Annotated in this window: 14 protein-coding genes; all 14 read right to left on the reverse strand. The window is 43.1% G+C overall.

The annotated features are described in order from the left end of the window. Window positions 1–3: 3 nt before the first annotated feature. Window positions 4–651, reverse strand: a complete 648-nt coding sequence (fsa, locus tag MUF05_03570; protein MCU0666157.1) for a fructose-6-phosphate aldolase — start codon at window positions 649–651, stop codon at window positions 4–6. A gap of 190 nt (window positions 652–841) precedes the next feature. After that, a complete protein-coding gene (locus MUF05_03575; protein ID MCU0666158.1) occupies window positions 842–1,837 on the reverse strand; it encodes a GGDEF domain-containing protein in 996 nt (331 codons plus the stop codon). After that, complete coding sequence (locus tag MUF05_03580; GenBank protein ID MCU0666159.1) at window positions 1,834–3,114, reverse strand: sensor domain-containing diguanylate cyclase; 1,281 nt, start codon at window positions 3,112–3,114, stop codon at window positions 1,834–1,836. The genes MUF05_03575 and MUF05_03580 overlap by 4 nt, the downstream gene beginning before the upstream one ends. A 42-nt stretch (window positions 3,115–3,156) precedes the next feature. Next, a complete protein-coding gene (gene ugpC / locus MUF05_03585) occupies window positions 3,157–4,260 on the reverse strand; it encodes a sn-glycerol-3-phosphate ABC transporter ATP-binding protein UgpC (protein ID MCU0666160.1) in 1,104 nt (367 codons plus the stop codon). Between the two features lie 13 nt (window positions 4,261–4,273). Continuing rightward, entirely contained in the window at window positions 4,274–5,113 is an 840-nt protein-coding gene (gene accD / locus MUF05_03590; GenBank protein MCU0666161.1) for an acetyl-CoA carboxylase, carboxyltransferase subunit beta, read from the reverse strand. A gap of 15 nt (window positions 5,114–5,128) precedes the next feature. Further along, window positions 5,129–6,403 carry a DUF1015 domain-containing protein gene (locus MUF05_03595; GenBank protein MCU0666162.1) on the reverse strand — a complete coding sequence of 425 codons (1,275 nt, stop codon included), beginning with the start codon at window positions 6,401–6,403 and terminating at the stop codon, window positions 5,129–5,131. A 5-nt stretch (window positions 6,404–6,408) separates the two neighbouring features. Next, window positions 6,409–6,666 carry a zinc ribbon domain-containing protein gene (locus tag MUF05_03600; GenBank protein MCU0666163.1) on the reverse strand — a complete coding sequence of 86 codons (258 nt, stop codon included), beginning with the start codon at window positions 6,664–6,666 and terminating at the stop codon, window positions 6,409–6,411. A 9-nt stretch (window positions 6,667–6,675) separates the two neighbouring features. Beyond that, window positions 6,676–7,830, reverse strand: coding sequence for a molecular chaperone DnaJ (dnaJ, locus tag MUF05_03605; GenBank protein MCU0666164.1), 1,155 nt, complete (start codon window positions 7,828–7,830; stop codon window positions 6,676–6,678). An 88-nt stretch (window positions 7,831–7,918) separates the two neighbouring features. After that, window positions 7,919–9,805, reverse strand: coding sequence for a molecular chaperone DnaK (gene dnaK, locus MUF05_03610; GenBank protein ID MCU0666165.1), 1,887 nt, complete (start codon window positions 9,803–9,805; stop codon window positions 7,919–7,921). Window positions 9,806–9,929: 124 nt separating this feature from the next. After that, window positions 9,930–10,454: a nucleotide exchange factor GrpE gene (gene grpE / locus MUF05_03615; GenBank protein MCU0666166.1), complete on the reverse strand. Its 525-nt coding sequence runs from the start codon at window positions 10,452–10,454 to the stop codon at window positions 9,930–9,932. Further along, on the reverse strand, window positions 10,447–11,199 hold the full coding sequence (locus tag MUF05_03620; GenBank protein ID MCU0666167.1) for an HTH domain-containing protein: 753 nt from the start codon (window positions 11,197–11,199) through the stop codon (window positions 10,447–10,449). Before MUF05_03620 ends, grpE begins: the two co-directional genes overlap by 8 nt. 80 nt (window positions 11,200–11,279) lie before the next feature. After that, window positions 11,280–13,475, reverse strand: a complete 2,196-nt coding sequence (locus MUF05_03625; GenBank protein MCU0666168.1) for an AAA family ATPase — start codon at window positions 13,473–13,475, stop codon at window positions 11,280–11,282. A gap of 49 nt (window positions 13,476–13,524) precedes the next feature. Then, window positions 13,525–13,782, reverse strand: coding sequence for a MerR family transcriptional regulator (locus MUF05_03630; GenBank protein MCU0666169.1), 258 nt, complete (start codon window positions 13,780–13,782; stop codon window positions 13,525–13,527). A 124-nt stretch (window positions 13,783–13,906) separates the two neighbouring features. After that, complete coding sequence (hflX, locus tag MUF05_03635; protein ID MCU0666170.1) at window positions 13,907–15,190, reverse strand: GTPase HflX; 1,284 nt, start codon at window positions 15,188–15,190, stop codon at window positions 13,907–13,909. Window positions 15,191–15,193: the final 3 nt, after the last annotated feature.

The raw sequence follows: 15,193 nt of genomic DNA on the forward strand, positions 1-15,193 counted from the left end.
AGTTTAACTTTTGGGGATTTTTTTATAATCTTCCAGAAAACGTTTGACTCCAATATCAGTAAGCGGATGCTTGATCAACTGTTCAATTACCGCAAAAGGGATAGTTGCGATATCCGCCCCTTCTTTGGCGGCGTTTACCACATGCATGGGATTGCGCACTGAGGCAACGATAATCTGCGTTTTAAACCCATAATTGGAATAAATCTGTTTTATGTCGCGGATCAGATCCATGCCTTCCAAACTTATATCATCAAGCCTGCCGATAAAAGGCGATATATAGGTAGCGTTGCATTTAGCGGTTAAAAGCGCCTGCGATGGAGAGAAACATAAAGTAACATTGGTCTTAATAGATTCTGCGGACAAGATCTTGACCGCCTTTAAGCCGTCTTTGATAAGAGGTATTTTTACCACGATGTTCGGGGCGATCTTAGCCAGCACGCGCGCTTCTTTGAGCATTTCTTCAGTAGTCAGGCCAACAACTTCAGCGCTTACCGGCCCGGAAACACAGGCGCATATTTCTTTTAGAATCTGCATTGCCGGACGATTCTCCCGGGCAACAAGAGTAGGATTAGTAGTAACCCCGTCAATAACTCCCAGCTCTTGCGCCTGCTTTATTTCCTCAATGTTAGCTGTATCAATAAAGATCTTCAATTTGTCCCTCCGGTATATATATGGCGATAATGAAAAGTATTCTATACTAAAGCAGCGGGCTTTTCAAGCAATATATCAGCTTTCAGCCATCAGCCTTCAGCTTTCAGCAAAAACAAAAATACAATAAGGAAATACCCTGTTTAGTATTTATTATTTTTCTTTTAGCTGATGACTGATAGCTGATAGCTGATTAACCCTGACAAACATATATTCGGTTACGCCCAGACTGTTTGGCTTTGTAAAGCGCCTGATCCGCCTTATCAATTAGTTCCTCCTGCGTCCGGCCGTGATCCGGGAAGAAAGACAAACCAATGCTTATGGTGGCTTTTAGCGTCTCATCATAGGCCTTAACCATGCCCTGTTCAATTGCCTGCCTTATACGTTCAGCCACAAAGATGGCTTCTTCCATCTTGGTTTGGGGAAGAAGCAGGATAAATTCCTCTCCGCCAAAACGGCCCAAAAGATCAACCTGACGGCTGTTCTCCTTTATGGAATTGCAGATATGCCGCAATATCTGATCCCCAACCAAATGCCCGTAACGGTCATTGCAATTCTTGAAGTGGTCCACATCGATCATCAGTATTGCGAATGTCAAACCAAACCTTAATGAACGTTCCAACTCTTGAGCAAACCTTTCCAGATAATAACGCCGGTTAAAAATACCGGTTAGGCTATCAACAATAGACAACTCCTGCACCTTAAGGTATAAAAACGCGCGTTTTAAAACAAGCATGAACTGATGCGTTAATATATCAAACTTCTCGCGGTCTTTTTCAGACAAACCCTTGATCAGCAAATATCCTGCGGCAGGCGAGCCTTTTTGCAGGATAAAAGGGATAACTTCATACCCCAGGACATCTTTTAGATTAGCCGTCTGCCGGACAAACCTGCAGTCCTGAAAATCTATGTGGCGCTCAATCTCTTCGCGAAAGACCATAAAAAGCTTATCCTCATCAAGATATTTACTGATTTCTTTGGTGATGGTATAAAGTTCCATGGTATCAGAGGCATCCCTCTCTATCAAGGCGACCTGCGCTTCAAGCTCTTTATTTTGAGCGTATAGATCATGATAATGCTGCTGCATCTGCTTAGAGCTTAGAGAAAATTTGAATAATCTTTCCCTGAACCAAAACCTCAAATAGAAAAAACAATATAAAATAAGCGATATAAGTACGGCTATTTTCATAAACAAACCACCCTGTTTCTGCCTTTATCTTTGGCCTTATACAGCATCATGTCCGCCTTCAACATCAACTCTTCTTCGTTAGAAGCGTCATCAGGAAAACACGCAGCCCCTATTGAAACAGTAACACTGGTTTTTTTGCGGCGCAGCTCAATCTGTATCTGCTCAACTTCTTTGCGCATTTTCTCAGCTATCTGCTTAACTTCCGGTTTTGACATAGTAGGGATAAAAATACAAAACTCTTCTCCGCCAAAACGGCTTGCCACTGCGTCATGGCCCTTTAAGACCCCTAAAATGCATCTGGACAGCTCTCTTAAAACTATATCGCCGGCAGTATGGCCAAATTTATCGTTATAAGACTTAAAATAATCTATATCAAGCATTATAACCGAAAGGGCATGTTTTTTAGCCAAACAGCGGGCATATTCCTCTTTTAAACACTGCAAGAAATGCCCTTTGGTGTAAAGCTGCGTTAAACCATCACGCAAAGCCAGCTCTTCAGTATGCTCAAACAACTCGCTATTTTCTAAGGCTACCGCCCCCAACTCTGATAGAGTAACCAGAAATCTTAAATCATCTTGTGAAAAACAGGACTGCTGGGAGCTTTCTAACCTTAACGCGCCTATAAACCTGTTATTGGCGATAAGCGGCGCGATGATAACTGAAGATATACCCCTTGTCCTCTCGCTTTCTATCGCCTCAACATCAAAACGAAAATCACTTTTAACGTCTCCAATCAAAAGAGGCGTCATATGCCTTAATACCCAAATATCAAAGATGTCACCCTGTTTCTGCTTGATCACCAGATGCCGGTCTTCTTTCTTGGTTTTGAAAATAGCCAGATTCTGCGTCTTCTGATCTATAAGATACAGTATGCAGCTGCCCCTGCTATTTCCTATTAAATGAAAGGCGATTTCCGTCAAACAGTTAGCAGTGGTTTCCAAATCCAGGCTCTGGTTGATATCCTGCACTATCTCTTTAAGCTGGTTGTAACGGCCTATTTTTTCTTTTAGAGAAGAACGTATTGCCTGATAATGGCGGTTTTGCGCGGTAATAAGGTTGATTTTTTCTTCGCTGCGGCTTATGGCAAGCTTAAAGTTATCTTTATTGCTTAAGTAGGCCATAAAGGAAAGATAGCCTATCAAGCCGATAATAAAGTAAAACAAAAATATGATTTTTAAAGAGGAGCTGTTAAGCGGAGAGAAAAGAACAAGCGGAATTCCGATATAGGCAAACGGCAAAAGGTAATTATAGAAACCTGCGCTATTATTCTTGGGCACGATTTATTTTAACACTAAGATTAGCAAAGAATCAAGAAAAGATTAGGCTATAGCCTCTTCGGTGTCTTTGGCAAAAAAATGCACCTTGCTCATGTCAAAAACAACATCTATGTCCTGATTTACCCGCGGCCGATTGTGGGAGGCGACCCGGGCGATAAAGGTATGCTTTCCGGTATTAAGGTGCAAATACACTTCCGAGCCCATAGGCTCAACTACCTCACAAGTAACCCTAACAATATTCTCCGCAGGCGCCTCTGAAACAAAAAGCTTGTCATAGATATCTTCGGATCTTATTCCTAACACAACCTCTTTTCCGCTGTAAGCAATAATCCTACTATACATATCTTCCACTATCTTGACTTTAATAATCCCCTCGTCAAAATAAAATTTTCCATCTTTCTTAATAATCTTTCCGTTGATGAAATTCATTGGCGGGGAGCCGATAAAACCTGCCACGAACTTATTTTTCGGCTGGTCATAAATGGTGATCGGATCAGCCACCTGCTGGATCACTCCTTCTTTCATAACCGCGATCCTATCCCCCATAGTCATGGCCTCAATCTGATCATGGGTAACGTAAATAATCGTAGTCTGTAAACGAATATGCAATTTATGTATTTCGGTGCGCATATTAACGCGAAGCTTCGCGTCAAGGTTGCTTAAGGGTTCATCAAAAAGAAAAACAAGCGGCTTTCTGACAATCGCCCTGCCTACAGCTACACGTTGACGCTCTCCGCCTGAAAGCTCGCGCGGCTTACGGCCCAAAAGATGTTTTAAGCCCAATATCTGCGCGGCATCATTTACGCGCTGGATAATCTCCTGCTTGGGATAATGCCTTAACTTCAGCCCAAACGCCATATTCTCAAAAACAGTCATATGAGGATAAAGGGCGTAATTCTGAAAAACCATAGCGATATCCCGGTCTTTTGCCGGCACATCGTTGACCATTTTATCGCCGATATAAATACTGCCTTCGCTTATTTCTTCCAGGCCGGCGATCATCCTTAAGGTAGTGGATTTGCCGCAGCCGGAAGGCCCCACTATAATCATAAACTCTTTATTCTCTATACTTAAGTTTATCCGCTCAACGGCCCTGGTGCCGTTGGGATAGATTTTGGATATATTATTTAAGCTTACCTGCGCCATTTCATCCTCATTATTAACAAAAATATTCAAGCAGACGGCTTAATGACTGTTTCATATCCTTACGGTTGACAATCATATCAATCATGCCGTGCTCTAAAAGAAATTCTGAACGTTGAAATCCTGGGGGAAGTTTCTGGCGAATAGTCTGCTCAATGACCCTGGGGCCGGTAAATCCGATCAAAGCCTTTGGTTCAGCAACCGTAATATCCCCCAAGGCGGCAAAAGAAGCCATAACTCCTGCCATAGTAGGGTTGGTCAAAACAGATATAAACAATAATTTGGCTTTATGGTGATAGGAAAGAGCAGCCGATGTTTTTGCCATCTGCATGAGGCTGAACATCCCCTCATACATCCTCGCCCCGCCGCCTGAACCAGAAACGATAATAACTGGAAGCTTCTTTTTGGTCGCGCTTTCTATAGCCCGGGTTATTTTCTCTCCCACCACAGAGCCCATTGAGCCCATAATAAAACGCGAATCTGTTGCCGCGATAACAACTTTCCTATTATCCAAAAGCCCTTCCCCTGTGACAGCAGCATCTTTTAATCCGGTTGCATCCTGATCCTGCTTGAGTTTTTCCTTGTATGTCTTTGGCCCCTTAAAATCCAAAGGGTCAGATGATAGCATATCTTTATCGTATTCCTCAAAGGTGGGCTTATCGATTAAAAGATTCACTCTTTCATAAGCGCCTAAAACAAAATGAAAATTACATTTGGGGCAGACTTTAAGATTTTCTTCTAAGGTCTTATTGTAAAGCGGCTGGGAACACTCTTCGCACTTGGTCCAAAGACCCTCAGGGATCTCTTTCTTCTTCACTCGCACAATTGTGTACTTTGGTTTTCCAAATAGCGCCATATTTACCTCATAACCCTAAAACTTATTGATCACCAAACCTGAAAGTACTTTTGGATAAAAATAGGTTGATTTTGAAGGCATCCTTTCGCCTCTTAAGGCAACATTGATGATCTCTTCCATCTTCGCAGGGTTTAAAATAAAAACTATTCCCCCTGGCTCTTTATCAAGCTTGCGCATCAATTCCTGCGCATCGTGATGAAAGATTATTTTACTTTTATCCTCTATATCCATGCCTAAGGCCTTATTTAAAACAAGGTAATTAAATATGCATACCCCCAGCCTTCTATATTCTTTGGGCTTATCCGCAATTACCTTATCTAAAATCTTAATATTTTTCAATCTCAACAGCCAGAATTTCTTGTCTATATACATGCCGATGACCTGCTCGTTCATAGCGGCCTTCTGCATAAGAAAGGTAAAACGCGCAGAATCCTTAACCTCTTCTACATCAAAATTTTCTCTTAAAAGCTCTTTAAAGGACTCAAAGTTAAACCCCGATGGCAGATGGACAAAGCGATGAATAGGAAGAATACTTAACCCCCGCGCGTCGGTATTAGTAAAATAAGTCATCAGGTAATTAAACCCTTCGGCCCCGTCCAAAGAACCCAATTTCTTGCGCATGTGCTCCCGATAAAGGCAGGCCACTTCATAACGATGGTGCCCGTCGGCAATAAATATTTCTTCGTCCTGCATCTTAGATTGTATGCTCTTTAATAATTCCGGTTCGTCCACTCTCCAGATCTTATGCTTAACGCTGTCAGGGTCAACAACCTGCATAGAGCACGGCAAATTCTTTATATAAGACGAAAACACCTGGCGGATAACTCGTTTCTTGTCGGGGAATATGGCAAAAATCGGGCTTAAATTGGCATGCACCTTAGAAAGTAATTTAAAGCGGTCTTCTTTGGGCTCGCAACGGGTATATTCATGCTTGAATACGGGGGATGATTTATCCTCTAACTCTAAAAGCGAGATAAAACCAAAACGGGTCTTCTTTTCTCCTAGAATATTATATTCCTGGCTATAAAAATATATTGCGGGTTTGGCATCTTTGGTCAGGATATCCTGCTTTATCCAATCCTGAAACATCCTTCCCGCGCGCGCGTATTTATCATCATCCGGGATATCCTTGCCTAAAAGCAAATGGATTAAATTATAGGGGCTTTGTTTATGGTAAAATTCCTGCTGTTTCTGGGAAATAACGTCATACGGAGGGCAAGTAACCCGAGATAAATCTGCTACCTTATTCTGGTTATAGACTAAAGCGCTAAAGGGTTTTATTTTTGCCATATATTTTACTGGTGATGCTTACAAGAAGCGCATCCATCTTTACTTTTTGGACAGGTTTCCGGGACAGGCGCCTTGGAAGGGCTCTTTTTGTAATCTGTGGCATAAAAACCTGACCCTTTAAAAATAATCCCTGAACCGCTTCCGATAAGCCGGCGCAGTTTTTTCTTGCATTTAGGGCAAGACTTGAGTGGCGCTTCAGTCATCTTCTGGACAACCTCAAAACGATGCGCGCAAGACAAGCATTCATATTCATAAGTAGGCATTAATTACTCCTATCTAAAAGTCTTTCGTATCCTATCTGTAAAACTGTCTTTGCCGGTGCCTTCCGGTGAAACGCGGGCGAATTCTTCCATTGCCTTTCTTTGTTCCTGATTTAAATTTCTGGGTATTTCCACGTCAACCTTGACTAATTGATCGCCGATTTCTCTTGTATGCACGTCTGGCATGCCTTTTTCTTTAAGCCTGAATACGCTTGCGGATTGCGTTCCGGCAGGGATCTTCATAGAAACTTTGCCAGAAAGAGTAGGCACTTCTACTTGCGCGCCTAAAACAGCTTTTGCAAGGCTGACCTTGATTTCTGTGATAAGGTCGTTTCCATGGCGCTCTAAGAACGGATGGGCAGATACTTCTATCGCCACATACAAATCCCCTCTGCCAGCTGTCCCGTATTCACCTTCCTGCCTGATCCTAAGATTAGACCCCGTATCTACGCCCGCGGGGATCTTGACTTTTATTTTACGGGTAACTTTAACCCTGCCTTGGCCCTTGCATTCCGGACAGGCAGATTGGATAACACTTCCTTCACCTGAACAGGCAGTACAGGTTTGCGCCACCTGAAAGAAGCCATTAGAGGCAATTATTCTACCACTGCCCCGGCATTTAGAGCAAGTATTTTTCTTGCTTCCGGGCTTAGCCCCTGTGCCAGAACAAACTGCGCATACTTCGTAACGGGGCAGATTAATCGTCTTTTCAACACCCTGATAAGCCTCTTCCAGGGTTATATTTACGGCGATCTCTAAATCTCGTCCTCTGCGGCTGCGGTTGCCGCGCCGGCCTTGGGAGCCAAAAATATCAAACCCTAGGTCACTAAAGACTTCCTCAAATAGTCCTCCCCCAACCCCAAAATCACCCATCCCCTGAAAAACACTGTTAAAATCCGCGCCCTTAAAGATATCCTCATAAGCGTATTTCTGGTCAATGCCTGAATGCCCATATTGATCATATAAGGCGCGCTTATTGGCGTCAGAAAGAATAGCATAAGCTTCGGAGATCTCTTTAAATTTCTCCTCGGCTTCTTTTTTCTGCTCTTGAGGCACACGGTCAGGATGAAAGCGCAAGGCCATCTGACGGTACGCGTTCTTTACCTCATCCAGGCTTGCGCCTTTTTTGATCCCCAGGATCTCGTAATAATCACGTTTGGTAGACATAGAAGCGTAAAGGTTAAAGCGAAAAGCGTAAAACCAAAATTTAAAATTTTAAATTGTAGTTTTGCGCTTTACGCTTTTAGTTTTTAGTTTACTTTTTATCATCCTCTTCTTTGAACTCTGCGTCAATCACATCTTCCTTTTTTTCTTCTTTTTTCGGTTCCTCTGTCGCCGGCCCTCTATCTTCTGACTTCTGGCCTGCGTCTTGCGCCTTCTGCTGCTTCTGCGAAGCCTGCTTATAAACCTCTTCAGCCAGTTTATGCGAAGCCTTGCTTAAATCGTCCATGGTCTTCTTAATACGCTGCACATCCTTTTCTTTGATCGCGTTCTTAACATCATTAGCCTTCGCTTCAATATCCGCTTTTTCCTCCTGGCTTATTTTGTCTCCGAAATCGCGAAGTGAGCGTTCTGTGGCATAGACAAAATTATCCGCCTGGTTAGTCACTTCCACAAGTTCCTTTTTCTTAACATCATCAGCGGCGAATTTCTCCGCGTCTTTAACCATCTTATCAATTTCTTCTTTGGAGAGCTTCTTAGGCGCTGTAATGCGCACAGATTGCTCTTTCCCTGTGCCGAGGTCCTTGGCTGAAACATGCACAATGCCATTGGCGTCAATATCAAAAGTAACCTCTATTTGAGGAACGCCTCTTGGAGCGGGAGGAATACCTACCAGATCAAACCTGCCCAGCTCTACATTATCATCAGCCATGGGCCTTTCGCCCTGCAAAACCCTAATAGTTACCGCAGTTTGATTGTCCGCGGCAGTAGAAAATGTTTGGCCTTTTCTGGTAGGAACAGTAGTATTTCTCTCAATAAGTTTAGTACTTACTCCACCCAATGTTTCAATGCCCAAAGATAGCGGAGTAACGTCCAGCAATAATACATCTTTGACTTCGCCTTTCATAATTGCCGCCTGGATTGCCGCTCCCATTGCCACGCATTCCATAGGGTCAACCCCGCGCTCAATTTTCTTGCCGATGTAATCCTCAACAAATTTCTGCACAATAGGCATGCGCGTGGGCCCGCCGACCATAATCACGCGATCAACATCAGAAGCCTTAAGCTTGGCATCAGAAAGCGCCTGTTCCATAGGATGTTTGCAACGATCAATAATAGGAGATACCAAGTCTTCAAGCTTAGCGCGGGTTATAGACATCGTCAAATGCTTAGGCCCCGCGGCATCAGCAGTAATAAACGGCAGATTTATATCAGTTGAAACTGTGGAAGAAAGCTCCACTTTTGCCTTTTCTGCTGCTTCACGTAATCTCTGCACTGCCATTTTGTCATTACGCAAATCAATTCCGGATTCACGCTTAAACTGGTCCATGATATGGTTAATCAAAACGTTATCCATATCAGTTCCGCCCAACTGCGTATCCCCGGATGTTGACTTTACCTCAAAGACGCCTTGCGCCATTTCCATAATAGTAACGTCAAGGGTACCGCCGCCTAAATCAAAGACCATTATTTTCTGTTCCTTTTGGGATTTTTCCAAGCCATAAGCCAAACACGCTGCCGTAGGTTCATTGATTATGCGCAAGACTTTCAATCCGGCGATCTCCCCTGCGTCTTTAGTGGCAGTACGCTGGTTATCATCAAAATAAGCCGGGCAAGTAATAACCACCTCTTCAACTTTATCGCCCAGATAGGCTTCGGCGTCCTGTTTTACTTTCTGCAGGATAAACGCGGAAATCTGCTGCGGCGAATACTCTTTGCCAAATGCCTTAAAATGATAGTCGCTTCCCATCTTACGCTTGGCAGCCTGAATAGTCCCTTCAGGATTGATTGCCGCTTGACGACGCGCTGGCTCGCCGACAAGGCGCTGTCCGTCTTTGGTAAAAGCCACATAAGACGGAAACGCCTTGCCTGATGCCACCCCTGCTCCTTCCGCAGAAGGAATAATTACCGGCCTACCGCCTTCCATCACCGCTGCAGCTGAATTCGAAGTACCTAAATCAATACCGATTACTTTTGCCATATCAATACCCTCCTTGAGCACATAAAGTTTTTGTCCAGCGAAAATCCGACGAGTGCATTAAAATCTCATGCTCTTTGAAATTTTAATGCATTTTACGAGTCGGAGTAAATTAAAACATAGCCTACTATTCATTGCTTCTTTTAGAAACCTTAACTTTCGTAGTTCTTATTACCCTATCATTCATCAAATAGCCCTTCTGCATTTCCTCTAAAACCGTGTGCTCCGGCAAATCCTTATTTTCTTCCTGCATAAGCGCTTCATGCAAATGCGGATCAAAAACTTTTCCTTCTGCTTCAATAGGTTTGACTCCATAGCTTTTCAATAATTCATACAAATGCGCCAAAATCATTTCTACGCCTTTGACAAAATTCGTAACCTCAGGATGCTGTTTCTGCTCTGTGGCTACCGTGCGCTCCAAGTCATCAAGGATGTTTAATAAATCCACGATCAGGCCTTCATTAGCAAACTTGGCAAATTCCTGCTTTTCTTTGTCCATGCGCTTGCGGGTATTCTCAAAATCCGCCTGCAAACGCAAGATCCGGTCAGAATAATCCTTGGCTTGTTCTTTTAAGGCCAGGTACTCTTCTTCGGGAATGGTAATTTCCCGCTTCTTTTCTTCTTTGTGCTCTTTCTTTTCCTGATTACTCATAATCATTTAGCTCCTCTAGGGCATCGGATAAAGAATCTGAAATATACTCCAAGGCAGGGATAATATGATTATATTCCATGCGCATGGGGCCCAAAACCGCGATTTTCCCCAAAGTCTTCTTGCCGGCCGAATAATTGGAAATAACAATCGCGCATCTTTCTACCTCCGGACAGCCTAGTTCATCGCCTATATAAATCTTGACCTTATCATCAAAATCACGATTAATTATATTGAAGAAGCGTTGCTTATCTTCAATTAAACGGACAATATTTCTTATCTGCCCGGCATCCTGAAATTCCGGCTGTTCCAGCATAGAGCTTATGCCCTTATAAAACAGCCTTTTGTCTTGGTTGATAACCGAAGCTATGCCGGCGTAATGCGTAACAGCGCTTAAGACATCGGTTGTCGCCTCTAACAGATCTTCGAGCTTCTGCAGCTTTTTCTTATATTCGTTGCCAATACGCTCTTTTTCGCCGTCTAAAAGCTGCATCTGCTGAATCAGTATATCCACGTAATACCGATACCCCTTAACCGTAGGGATTCTTCCTCCGGAAGTATAGGGATGCGTTAAATAACCTTCGTCCTCTAACTGCTTAAAGATATTGCGTATGGTAGCGGAACTAAGCTCAAAATTGCGGGCAAGATCATCCGAAGATACTGGCTGTGCCTTCTTGATATAAAGGTTTATCACCTGTGCCAGAACCGCTTTCTTCCTGTTTTCAAAATCTATGTTTTTATTCATCATAGTTTAAATTAGCACTCTTTATCTAAGATTGCTAACGGGTAATTCTAACATAAATCACCCCTTTGTCAATAGGCACTTCCTTATCGAATTACAAATTTTAGCCCCTGGTCCGCCTGCACATCCACGATAATTTTCTTTGCCAAATAAGTTTTATGCTCTAAAATCTTTAAGGCCAAGGGATCCTGAATATATCTATTTATCGCGCGCTTCAGCGGCCGGGCGCCAAAATTAATGTCAAACCCTTGTTCTAAAAGAAATTCTTTGGCCTTACTTGTAACCTCTAAAGTAATCCCAAGGCTCAACATCTTTTCATAAAGCGGCTCTAACTGCAGATCCACGATCTTTAACAATTCAGCTTGCCTTAAGGAATTAAAAACCACAATATCATCTAAACGGTTGATAAATTCCGGACGAAAGAATTTGCGCACCTCTTCCATAAGTTTATCTTTTAGAAATACAGCGTTGTCTGCGGCTTTCTGGGCCTGCTGTTGAATAATATCCTGCCCAATATTAGAGGTCATAATAACTACGGTATTTCTAAAATTAACTACCTGCCCATGGCCATCCGTAAGCCTGCCGTCGTCCAAGACCTGCAAAAGAATATTAAAAACATCCGGGTGCGCCTTTTCAATTTCATCAAGAAGGATCACCGCATACGGCCTTCTTCTTATTTTCTCGGTCAATTGCCCGCCTTCATCATAGCCTACATACCCGGGAGGAGCTCCGATAAGCCGCGACACGCTGTGTTTTTCCATATATTCAGACATATCTATACGGATAAGCGCGTCATTATCGTCAAATAAAAATCCTGCCAACTCCTGCGCCAGCTTTGTTTTGCCTACGCCTGTGGGCCCTAAGAAAATAAAAGAGCCTATGGGCCTGCGCTCATCCGCTAAACCGCTTTGCGAACGCCGGATAGCCGCGGCAATAGTTTCTACTGCCTGATCCTGGCCGATAACGCTGGATTTAAGGCGCTGTTCCATTTTGAGCAATTTCTCTGCGTCTTGCTCCTTAAGTTTGGCAAGAGCGATACCAGTTGACTCAGAAACCACATTAGCAATATCATCGTCATCAACCTCTTGCCTTAACATAGGGCTGCCCTCGGAAATCTTTTCTAATTCATCGTTTTTCTTATTTAACTGTGCGCCCAGATCCACCAACTCTCCATATTTAATCCGCGCGGCCTTTTCCAAGTCCCCGGTTTTTTCAGCAGAATGAGCCTGATTCTTTAATTGTTCGATTTTCTCTTTAATATTCTGGATACTGACAATCACCGCCTTTTCCTTTTCCCATCTTTTTTTCTTTTCCTCAAGCTCTATCTTTAAAATTGACAAATCCTGCTCAATTTTATTCAATCGGTCCTGCGAATCCTTTTCTATTTCTTTTTTCAAGGCCTGCCTCTGGATTTCAAGCTGCAGGATTTTTCTCTGCAGGTTATCCACCTGCGCAGGCATACTGTCTATTTCAATACGCAGGCGGCTGGCGGCTTCATCAATCAGATCCACAGCTTTATCCGGCAAATGCCGCTGATTAATGTAGCGCGCTGACAACTTAGCCGCAGCAATTAATGCCGAATCTTTAATGCGCACCCCATGATGCACCTCATATTTCTCTTTAAGCCCGCGTAAAATCGCAATTGTATCGTGGACACTTGGCTCTTCCAGGAATACCGTCTGGAACCTGCGCTCAAGCGCGCGGTCTTTTTCAATATACTGCCTGTATTCATCAAGAGTAGTCGCTCCGATACAACGTAACTGCCCCCGGGCAAGCATGGGCTTTAGCATATTAGAAGCGTCAATGGCCCCTTCTGCCGCACCTGCTCCCACAATAGTATGCAGTTCGTCAATAAAAAGAATTATTTCCTTGTCCTTTTCCTGTATTTCTTTTAAAACTGCCTTGAGCCTGTCTTCAAATTCGCCGCGGAATTTTGCTCCGGCAATAAGGCTTCCCAGATCCAAAGAAACAATCCTCTTGTTTTTTAAACCCTCCGGGACATCATTAGAAACGATCCTCTGGGCTAAACCTTCAACTACCGCGGTTTTGCCCACTCCCGCCTCTCCGATTAAAACCGGATTATTTTTTGTCCGGCGGGAAAGAACCTGCATTAACCGCCTTATTTGAGAATCCCTGCCAATTACCGGATCAAGTTTCATCTGCCGGGCAAGCGCGGTAATATCCTGCCCATACTTTTCCAGGGCGCTTGATCCTTCTTGGGAGTTCTGCTCTTGTTCAATTCTAAAATCCTCCTGGCCCATCTTAAATTCTCCTTTCACCATTAGCACTCTGATATATTGAGTGCTAACATAAAAATAAAAAAAATTTACCCTAAACTTCTTTTTCCAAAATAATTTTTATTCCGTGGATATTCACTTTTTTCTCCTCCATGAGATAATGCACGTACTCTAATCGGCGCATATCCTTTAAAGAATAAAGCCTGCTTTTCTTACCTACTCTTTTGGGCTTAACCACTCCTGCCTTATCCAACTGCCTTAAAGTCCATACCGGTAAATCCACCAATTTGCTCACAATGCTTATTACATAAACTGGTTCATCCGGGCTTATCTGAATATCAAACAAAGGCATGAAATTCTCCTGATTTCGGCGTGCCTATGGGGTTTACTCCGAAATAACACTTTGCTCTGCAAAGTGCTTTCTAGTTTATTTACAATAAGAGAATAGCACAACCCAACTATTCTGTCAAGCAAAATTAATTATTTTTGTTAGATATTCTAACAGTTATCCCCATCTTCTTATCCAACAACAGCTTATCTGCTAATACTTTAGTCGTAACCAGCTTGATCTCTACGCTTTTATTAAGGTATTTAATCTGTTCAACCTTGCCCATTTTGTAAATCATATTCACCAAATCCATTCTCCCCTGCGCAAGGGTTAAATCTAACTTCACCATCCTTGCGCTAAACACCTGGGTGATTTTTTCTAATAATTTATCTATATTCTTACTCGTCAAAGCAGAAATTGCCACAGAATCCGCATAAGTGCTCAACAGATTATCTAAATACTGCTGATCAGGCACAAGGTCAATTTTGTTTAATACGGTGATAGTTTTCTTGTCTTCTAATTCCAATTGCTTCAAAACATCTAATACCGCCAGATACAATTGTTCGCTTTTGTGATGGCTTGCGTCCAAAACGTGCAAAAGCAAGTCCGCCTCAATGGCCTCTTCCAAGGTGCCATGAAATGCCTGGATTAAATGATGCGGCAGATTATAAAGAAAACCCACGGTATCTGAAATAATTATCTGCTCTTTATTCAAAAGGGAGAGGTTGCGCGATAAAGGATCAAGGGTTGTAAAAAGGCTGTTCTGGACCTTCTGCCCGGCAAAAGTTAAAGTATTAAGAAGCGTTGATTTACCGGCATTAGTATAACCCACAATCGCCACAACCGGAATGTCATTTTCTTTTCTTTTCTTGCGCGCAACTTGCCGATGCAAAGACAATCGCGCCAGCTGCTCCTTTAGTTTATCAATTCTTGCGCGCACGCATCTTCGGTCTGTTTCAAGCTTCTGTTCACCGGGGCCGCGCGTACCAATGCCTGCACCCAGCCGCGACAACCAGGGGTCACTGCCCACAAGCCGCGGCAGAAGATATTCCAATTGCGCCAACTCCACTTGCGTTTTTCCTTCCATGCTCTTGGCATGCCTGGCAAAAATATCCAAGATAAGCTGGGTGCGGTCAATTACTTTCTTGTCCAACACCTCTTCAAGATTGCGCTGTTGGGTGCCGGACAAATCCACATTAAAAATTACCGTCTGAACGTCATATTCAGATGCCAAAGCTTTCAATTCTTCGGCTTTGCCCTTACCTATATATAGATTGGGGGTGATTTGTTTTAGCATGCAGGGGATCGTATCTACCGGCTCTGCGGAAGCTGTATCCGCAAGCTCTTCTAACTCAAGCGCCATATCCTCAAGCGCCCAGCCAGATTCATCATCATATTCTTTTACTACGATTAACAATGCTCTTTCTTTCATTAC

This window comes from Candidatus Omnitrophota bacterium (assembly GCA_025453395.1).
In the GTDB taxonomy this organism is placed as follows: Bacteria; Omnitrophota; Gorgyraeia; order Gygaellales; family Profunditerraquicolaceae; genus JAlOQK01.